Source organism: Chitinimonas sp., assembly GCF_041904975.1.
Taxonomy (GTDB): Bacteria; Pseudomonadota; Gammaproteobacteria; order Burkholderiales; family Chitinimonadaceae; genus Chitinimonas.
Genome location: NZ_JAYRLZ010000195.1, coordinates 1 through 8325 on the forward strand (window position 1 = coordinate 1; position 8325 = coordinate 8325).

The following is an 8325-nucleotide window of genomic DNA, read 5'->3' on the forward strand; positions in this document are numbered from 1 at the left end:
CCCCGCCCCCCCCTATGGTGCTCAGTTAATGTATGTGGCGCTGGATCAGGGCGATTGGCTTCCGCATTTCCGGCAGTATATGGCGTGGATGTATTGGCGCTGGCGCATTGAATTTGCCTTGTTCCGGGAATATCAGCGGGCCGGGAATATCAGCGGGCCGGGAATATTCCGTTCGGGCCGTTTAATACTACATGCTTTGTCGTGAAACATTTTGCGCACTATATCGGCGAGCTGCTGTACCTGGGCTGGATGGAACAGGCAATCGATCTGAGCCGCAGTGCCTGCTGGGCGCTGGAGGCCGGTTTTGGGTGGGACTTGGATGGTTCGGCGCAGAATCAGTATTTTCTGCTCTGCCTGATGGCGGATTGGCAAGGCTGGCCGCGTCCGAAAATGTCGCCCGGCACCCTGGACGATCCGCTGCTCACCCTGCTGCTGGCACATTGGCGCACGCCGGAGCCGGACGATCTGCACGATCTGCTGCTGGCGCTCTGCGATCGGCGCACCCAGCAAGTCGATGACCGGCAGGACTTTAGCGGTAATGTGCTGCGCTGGTATTTTCCCTATGAAATCCTGGCGGTATTTCGCTTGCGCGAGCAACTGGGGCTAAGTAACCCGACGCTGGATCACCTGGTAATGAAAACCCAGATGGCGGTGCTACCCCCGCCCCAAGCCCTGTACGACGACCCGTTTCTGCAAAAAATCTTGCAGCACATCCGTGCCGAATGGCCGGAGGTGCAGGCCGATTACCTGCGCCTGCCGCGTTAATGACCATGGAAAACACCATGCAGCCAGCCCTGAGCCCGGAAGCACTTACCATGATTGTTGAATTGTTTGCCGATTCCTTGCGCGGCATCCAGGATCGTGGTTGTACCGACTACAGCATGCCGGCCAATCCCCAGAGCAAGGCACTGTTTATCAAGGCCTGGCGACATGGCTATGACGAGGAAGCTGGATACGAGCACAGCCTTGACGAGATCATTGCCGACATCCAGCAAGCGAGCGATTACATCGATATTTTTGGCGAATTGCTGGTGGCTTATTTGCTGACGCGCATACCCGCCTCCCTGCAAGCCGACCAGCCAAAGCTGAGCGAAGCAGAATACCAGGCCATCGGCTACTGGCTGGACGACCTGGCAGACGTCTATGCGCTCGACCCCGCCGAGGACGACCCGGACTATTACCTGAGCGATACTCCTGCCCACCGCGCCCTGGTCACCGCCGCCCTGCAACACCATGGCGAGCCCGACGCCGAACAGCGGGTACAGGCCATGCTGGATGAAGACGGCGAATTGTCGATTTATACCAGCTGGCTGATGCGCTATTGGGCCAAGTGTTGTGGCTGGCGCGAGCCGGGCGAGGCATAGACCCGGCCTGCGCGAGCAGGCCCACCGCTGTATCGTGATGGCAGAGCTTTCAACCGCTTCAGCCGCGCAGCAGCGCCAGGCAATGGCGGGCGATCATCGCTGCCTCGTCGGTCGGAATCGCCCATACCGATACGGCGCTGGCGGCCGTGCTGATGCGCAAGGCCCCCGCCTCGTTGGCCGACTCATCCAGCGCCATGCCCAGCCAGCCCAGCGCCCGGCCTACCGCTGCGCGGATGGCGGGCGCATGCTCGCCGATGCCGGCAGTGAACACCAAGGCATCGAGCCCGCCCAGCACCGCCACCAGGGCGCCGATTTCGCGCACGATGCGGTAGACGAAAAGATCAATCGCCTCGCGTGCATGCGGGCTATCGCTGGCCAGCAAAACGCGCAGATCACTGCTGATGCCCGATACGCCGAGCAGGCCGCTGCGCCGATACAACAGGTCTTCCAGCTCATCCAGCCCCATGCCTTGGCGTTGCAGATACAACAAGACGCCGGGGTCGATGGCGCCGCAGCGGCTGCCCATCATCAAGCCATCCAGCGCGCTGAAGCCCATGCTGCTGGCCACGCTGCGCCCGCCTTGCAACGCACACAGGCTGGCACCGCTACCCAGATGCGCCACCACCACCCGCCCGGCCAGGGCCGCCGGGTCGAGCCGCGCCAATTCGCCGGCGATGTATTCATACGAGAGGCCATGAAAACCGTAGCGCAGCACGCCCTGCTCGCTCAGCGCGCGCGGCAGCGCAAACTGGCGCGCCAGCGCCGGCATGCCCTGGTGGAAAGCGGTATCGAAACAGGCAATCTGTAGCAGATCGGGCAAATGCGCGGCCAGAGTGGTGATGGCCAGCAGATTGTGCGGCTGGTGCAAGGGCGCCAGCGGCACCAGTGCCTGCAGGTCTGCCAGCAACGCCGCATCCACCCGCTGTGGCTTGGCATGATGCGGGCCACCATGCACCACGCGGTGGCCGACGGCCCGCAGCGTGTGCTCGCCCAGATGCGTTTCCAGCCAATCGAGCAGGCCCAGCAGCAGCTCGGTGTAGCCGGTCGTGGCCGGCCAGTTGCGCTCAAGCAGGGTCTGACCCTGCGCATCGCGGACCAGACCGTGCGGGCCGCTGCCTATGCCGTCCAGCATGCCGGCAAGCCAGGGTTGCAGCTGCGCATCGGCCAGGTGCAGATACACGGAAAACTTGATGCTGGACGAGCCAGCATTGATCACGGCAATGGCGTCGGACATGGTGGCGCTTTCAAATGCATTTCGGGCTGGGCAGGGCGGGGCGGGACGACTAGCCGCTGGCGCAATCGCGGCGCGGCATAAACACGCCCGCCGCGCCGCCCGCATGTGGGGCCAACGGCAGTCGCCGGCGCCCCGGTGCGGGCTGAGGATTCTCCACCTGCTCGATTGCATGCGGGTTTCAGGCCAGCCCTCAGGCAGCATCACTGCGCTAGCTGGAGGGCGCGGATTGGGCGAGGTGTCGATCAGCCAGCGCGCTGCCCATGTCATCTTACCGTCAGACAGCCCTGCCAGCATTGTGGCGACCCGAGCCGGGGTCGGTTTGATATGGCGCAAGCTTTCTGCCAAAACAACCGTGCCAAGTCGGCCCGCCACCCACCGCTACCAATGCGATGTCCGTATCAAGCGCCCGGCCCGGGCGAGCGCGACACCCATCAACACATCCAGGACGGAATCCAGGCAATGCCCAAGCAACAATACAATGTGCTGTTTCTATGTACCGGCAATTCAGCCCGCAGCATCATGGCTGAAGCCATTACCAACAAGCTGGGCAATGGCCGCATTCGCGCCTTCAGCGCCGGCAGCTTTCCCAAGGGCGAGGTCAACCCCTTGACGCTGCACACCCTGCAACAGCATGGCTACCCGATTGACGGCTTGCGCAGCAAGGGCTGGGAAGAATTCAACGGCCCTCAGGCGCCGCATATGGACTTTATCTTTACCGTATGCGACGACGCCGCCAACGAGGTCTGCCCGGTGTGGCCCGGCCATCCGATGACCGCCCACTGGGGCTTTGCCGACCCGGCGCGTAGCGAGGGCGACGAAGCGCATCGGCAAAATGCCTTCAATCACAGCCTGATCGAAATCAGCCACCGCATCCGCCTGTTCCTCAGCCTGCCGCCAGACAAGATCGACCATCTGGCCTTGCAGCAACTGCATGCCGAGGCCAGCCGCTGAGTCACCCCGCACCGGCGCCTGGGATGCACTGAATAAAATCGCGTTTTCAACCCGCACCGCTAGTCCCGAGAAGCCCGGGACTTTAGCGACAGAGGGTAAGTGGTTGATTCATCTCTGTTCTATTCCACCCTTCCGCCTCGCGCGGGGGAAGCGCGCTTTTGCGCGTAAGCAGATCGGTTCAGCGCTTCCCTAGCCAGGCGCCAGACAGGATCAGCACTAGTGCAGCGCCATGCTGCCAGCCAAACTGTGCACCGCCGACGCTGGCCAGCAAGGCGGTAGAGAGGAGCGGCGTCAGATAGGCCAGGGTGCCAATCACACGCGGGTCGCCGCGTTTGAGCGCCGTATCCCATAAGAAGAACGCCGCGCCCATTGGCCCAAGGCCCAGCAGCAATAGCCAGCCCCATTCCGCCTGACTGGGCCGGTAAGCGGGCTCAAGCAAGGCATGGGCGAGCAAAGCCAATAGCCCCGACAGCAGGCAAAAACCGCCCACGGCGCCAGTGGAAAACGGTGCCACCCGGCGGGTCAGCAGTGAATAGCTGGCCCACATGACTGCCGCCAGCGCCGATAGCGCATAGCCAAGCATATGCTGGCCGCGCCAGTCGGGCATGCCGTGGCCCAGCACGATCAGCAGGCAACCGGCCAGGCCGAGCAACCCGCCGCCGATATGGCGCGCATTGAGTCGCATGCCGGGCAGCAACAGCGGCGACAGCAGCACGATCAGCAGCGGCCACAGATAGTTGATCAGATTCGCTTCCAGCGCCGGCGCATAGCGCAGCCCGAGAAAAATGCAGAAGTGATAGCCAAACAAGCCATAGCATCCGAGCAACAGGGTGGGCAGCGGCACCCGCCATTCGCGCCAGCGAGGCAGGCCGCACAGGCTGCCAATGCACAGTGCCAGCCCCACCAGCAGAAATGGCGGCAGCTGCGCCAGGCGGGTCGAGAGCAGGGCCAGCGTGCTCCACAGCAACAGCGTTGCCAGCGCATAAAAATAGGCGGATCGGGCCATCTCGGGCTTGGTTCCAAGCGTGGAAAAAGCCGATTGTGCCGGCAAAGCCGATTCAGAAGTACCATTGCAGCCTTTCCCGCTAAGGAATGGCTTATGGCGCCGCTTCGTCAGCTCGCAATATCGATGTTCCTGCTGGTCTGCCTTGCAGCCCACGCCGGCGTGGCCGACTGGGTGAATGGCGTCAAACTGGGCAGCAAGCTGCCGGCCTACCGGCTCGACCTGGTACAGGGCCAGCTGCCGGACAAGGCGCCGCTCACCGTGATCGACTTCTGGGCCACCTGGTGCGTGCCCTGCCGCGATGGCATCCGCCAGCTCAATGCCCTGAGCACAGCTCTGGCCGATTCGGGCGTTGCCATTGTCGGCGTCAGCGACGAAGCACCCGAGCTGCTGCCGCCCTTTCTCGCCAGGTTTCCTGCCCGCTACCCGATCGCTACCGATCATGATCATCTGCTCAACCAAGGCTTGAAGATCAAGGCCCTGCCCTATGCGATCATCGTCAACCAGGCCGGCATCATCGTCTGGCGCGGGCAGCCCGATGAATTGAACCAGACCACCATCGAAGGCCTGCTTGCCGCCAACCGGCAGGCGCCCTCGCCGTAAACCCGCCTGTCGCGGCCAGAATCAATCGGCACCGCTTTCAGTACATCCAGAACACCCACTCATGGCCAAACCGAAAACCCACTATGTCTGCTCCGAATGCGGTGGCAGCAGTCCGAAATGGCAGGGCCAGTGCCCGGCCTGCAATGGCTGGAATACCCTGCTGGAAACCGTGGTAGAGGCCAGCAAGCCCGGCAATAGCCGCTTCCAGTCGCTGGCAGCCGGCGGTGGCGTACAAAAACTCACCGAGGTGGAAACCACCGAGGCGCCCCGTACCAGCACCGGCAGCGAGGAGCTGGACCGGGTGCTCGGTGGCGGCCTGGTGCGTGGCTCGGTGGTGCTGATCGGCGGCGACCCCGGCATCGGCAAATCCACCCTGCTGCTGCAGGCGATTGCCCATCTGGGCCAAGGTCGGCCGGTGCTGTATGTGAGCGGCGAAGAATCAGCCCAGCAAATTGCCCTGCGCGCACAACGACTGTCGGTGGAGGCCGAGCCGGTACGCTTGCTGGCCGAGATCAATCTGGAAAGCATTCTCGCCACCCTGGCGCGCGAAAAGCCCGAGGTGGCGGTGATCGACTCGATCCAGACCGTGTACAGCGAGGCGTTGCAGTCGGCACCGGGCAGCGTGGCCCAGGTACGCGAATGCGCGGCCCAGCTGACCCGCCATGCCAAGACCACCGGCACCACCATCATCCTGGTCGGCCATGTCACCAAGGAAGGCGCACTGGCCGGGCCACGGGTGCTGGAGCATATCGTCGATGCGGTGCTGTATTTCGAAGGCGATACCCATTCGAGCTTCCGGCTGATACGCGCCAACAAGAACCGCTTCGGTGCGGTGAACGAGCTGGGCGTATTTGCCATGACCGACAAGGGCCTGCGTGGCGTCAGCAACCCGTCGGCGCTGTTTCTCAGCCAGCATGCCGAGCCGGTGGCCGGCAGCTGCGTGCTGGTCACCCAGGAAGGCAGCCGGCCGCTGCTGGTGGAGATCCAGGCCCTGGTCGACGAAGCCCATGCGCCCAATCCGAAGCGGCTGGCGGTCGGCCTGGAGCAGAACCGGCTGGCCCTGCTGCTGGCGGTGCTGCACCGCCATGCCGGCGTCGCCTGCTTTGATCAGGATGTGTTCATCAACGCGGTAGGCGGCGTGCGCATCAACGAACCGGCGGCCGACCTGGCGGTGCTGCTGGCGATTCAGTCATCGCTGCGCAACCGCCCGCTGCCGGAAAAGCTGGTGGTATTCGGCGAAGTGGGGCTCGCCGGCGAAGTGCGCCCGGTACAGCGCGGCCAGGAGCGGCTGAAAGAAGCCGCCAAGCTCGGCTTTACCCGCGCCATCATCCCCAAGGCCAATGCACCCAAGGCCGCCATCGCCGGCATGGAGGTGATCGCCATCGAGCGGTTGGACCAAGCCATTGCGGCGCTGCGCGAGTAGGGAAGTAGTAGCACTGACCGGCTTTCAAGCAACACAGCCTGGCCCGGGAAGCGCGGGCCTGGTGCGACAGTGGAACCGGCGCGTCGGCAAAACACGCCGCATTGCAGGTCGAATCAGCATCTGCCATCCGAAAATCGACCGAGCGGCATCAGCCCTTGCCTATCGCCACCATCAAAACATTCAATCGCTGAAGGCTTCTCGATATATCGCGCAATCGGGTAGGATTCACACCATGCATCTGGCAACAGGCCAGGCAAGCCCCACACTGGAGAACCCTATGAGCAGCGAACTGATCCACCATGTTTCCGACGCCAGTTTTGAAGCCGATGTGCTGCAATCGAGCAGCCCGGTGCTGGTTGATTACTGGGCCGAATGGTGTGGCCCGTGCAAGATGATTGCACCGATTCTCGACGAAGTCGCCAATGAATATAACGGCAAGCTGAAAGTCACCAAGCTCAATATCGATGAAAACCAGGCCACGCCGCCTAAATACGGTATTCGCGGTATTCCGACACTGATGATTTTCAAAAATGGCGAAGTCGCTGCCACCAAGGTCGGCGCCCTGTCCAAATCGCAATTGACCGCATTTATTGACAGCAATCTGTAATCGAAAATACCGCCAACGCCGCGCAGCTGTTGTAAAACAGCTGCGCGGCGTTTGCATTGTGCGTTGACATCGGCCGCCACCACTACTAAGCTGCGCCGAAATCGATCCAGTTCGTCGCCCTGCTTATCAGGCACAGCGACCACGGCAATCCAAGCCACTTCATAGTTTCCCCCGTACCTTCATCGTTCGTTTTCCACCTGTCTGGAAATACACCCGCACATGCATTTGTCCGACCTCAAACACAAGCACGTGTCCGAGCTCGTCGAAATGGCCGCAGGCCTTGAAATCGACGGCGCCAACCGGATGCGCAAGCAGGATCTGTTATTTGCGATCCTGAAAAGCCAAGCCAAACGCGGCGAAGCCATTTTCGGCGATGGCACCCTGGAAGTCCTGCCCGACGGCTTCGGCTTTCTGCGCAGCCCCGATACCTCCTATCTGGCCGGCCCTGACGATATCTATGTCAGCCCCAGCCAGATCCGCCGTTTCAATCTGCACACCGGTGACAGCATTGAAGGCGAAATCCGCACCCCCAAGGATGGCGAGCGCTACTTTGCCCTGGTCAAGGTCGACCGGGTCAATAACGACACGCCGGAAGCGACCAAGAACAAGATCCTGTTCGAGAACCTGACGCCGCTGTTCCCGAACAAGCGCCTGCATCTGGAACGCGATATCAAGGCCGAGGAAAACATCACCGGCCGCATGATCGATCTGGTTGCCCCGATCGGCAAAGGCCAGCGCGGCCTCTTGGTCGCGCCGCCCAAGTCCGGCAAGACGGTGATGCTGACGCATATTGCGCATGCCATCACCTCGAACCACCCGGAGGTCATCCTCATCGTGCTGCTGATCGATGAGCGCCCGGAAGAAGTGACCGAAATGATGGGCACCGTGCGCGGTGAAGTGGTGGCATCGACCTTCGATGAACCCGCTACCCGCCATGTGCAGGTCGCCGAAATGGTCATCGAGAAGGCCAAGCGCCTGGTCGAGCACAAGAAGGATGTGGTGATCCTGCTGGACTCCATCACCCGCCTGGCCCGCGCCTACAACACGGTGATCCCGGCCTCCGGCAAGGTGCTCACCGGTGGCGTGGACGCCAACGCCCTGCAAAAACCCAAGCGCTTCTTCGGCGCCGCCCGCAATATC

At 62.4% G+C, this 8325-nt stretch carries 10 protein-coding genes; 8 read left to right on the forward strand and 2 right to left on the reverse strand.

Features of this window, described 5'->3' with window-relative positions:
* The 3 genes from ACE3OH_RS16005 to ACE3OH_RS16015 all read left to right on the forward strand — a co-directional run.
* On the forward strand, window positions 1-205 hold a 205-nt coding region (locus ACE3OH_RS16005; protein ID WP_374355134.1), incomplete at its 5' end, for a hypothetical protein.
* The gene (locus ACE3OH_RS16010) at window positions 202-765 is read left to right on the forward strand and encodes a hypothetical protein (RefSeq protein WP_374355137.1); all 564 of its coding nucleotides are present in this window, start codon (window positions 202-204) and stop codon (window positions 763-765) included. The genes ACE3OH_RS16005 and ACE3OH_RS16010, both read left to right, overlap by 4 nt.
* Window positions 766-782: 17 nt before the next feature.
* The gene (locus ACE3OH_RS16015; RefSeq protein WP_374355140.1) at window positions 783-1364 is read left to right on the forward strand and encodes a hypothetical protein; all 582 of its coding nucleotides are present in this window, start codon (window positions 783-785) and stop codon (window positions 1362-1364) included.
* Between the two features lie 58 nt (window positions 1365-1422).
* Here ACE3OH_RS16015 and ACE3OH_RS16020 read toward each other — a convergent pair whose 3' ends face one another.
* Window positions 1423-2598 carry an acetate/propionate family kinase gene (locus ACE3OH_RS16020; protein WP_374355144.1) on the reverse strand — a complete coding sequence of 392 codons (1176 nt, stop codon included), beginning with the start codon at window positions 2596-2598 and terminating at the stop codon, window positions 1423-1425.
* 459 nt (window positions 2599-3057) lie between these two features.
* On the opposite strand from ACE3OH_RS16020, the gene ACE3OH_RS16025 reads away from it, so the two are divergent.
* Entirely contained in the window at window positions 3058-3549 is a 492-nt protein-coding gene (locus ACE3OH_RS16025) for an arsenate reductase ArsC (protein ID WP_374355147.1), read from the forward strand.
* 178 nt (window positions 3550-3727) lie between these two features.
* On the opposite strand, the gene ACE3OH_RS16030 is transcribed toward ACE3OH_RS16025, so the two are convergent.
* Complete coding sequence (locus tag ACE3OH_RS16030; protein ID WP_374355150.1) at window positions 3728-4555, reverse strand: DMT family transporter; 828 nt, start codon at window positions 4553-4555, stop codon at window positions 3728-3730.
* A 93-nt stretch (window positions 4556-4648) separates the two neighbouring features.
* Here ACE3OH_RS16030 and ACE3OH_RS16035 point away from each other — a divergent pair, with 93 nt between their 5' ends.
* The 4 genes from ACE3OH_RS16035 to rho form a co-directional block, all read left to right on the forward strand.
* A complete protein-coding gene (locus ACE3OH_RS16035; RefSeq protein WP_374355154.1) occupies window positions 4649-5155 on the forward strand; it encodes a TlpA family protein disulfide reductase in 507 nt (168 codons plus the stop codon).
* 61 nt (window positions 5156-5216) lie between these two features.
* Window positions 5217-6578, forward strand: a complete 1362-nt coding sequence (gene radA, locus ACE3OH_RS16040; RefSeq protein WP_374355157.1) for a DNA repair protein RadA — start codon at window positions 5217-5219, stop codon at window positions 6576-6578.
* Window positions 6579-6855: 277 nt separating this feature from the next.
* Window positions 6856-7185 carry a thioredoxin TrxA gene (gene trxA / locus ACE3OH_RS16045; RefSeq protein ID WP_374355160.1) on the forward strand — a complete coding sequence of 110 codons (330 nt, stop codon included), beginning with the start codon at window positions 6856-6858 and terminating at the stop codon, window positions 7183-7185.
* A gap of 219 nt (window positions 7186-7404) precedes the next feature.
* Window positions 7405-8325: transcription termination factor Rho (gene rho / locus ACE3OH_RS16050; protein ID WP_374355165.1), on the forward strand; the 921-nt coding region annotated here is incomplete at its 3' end.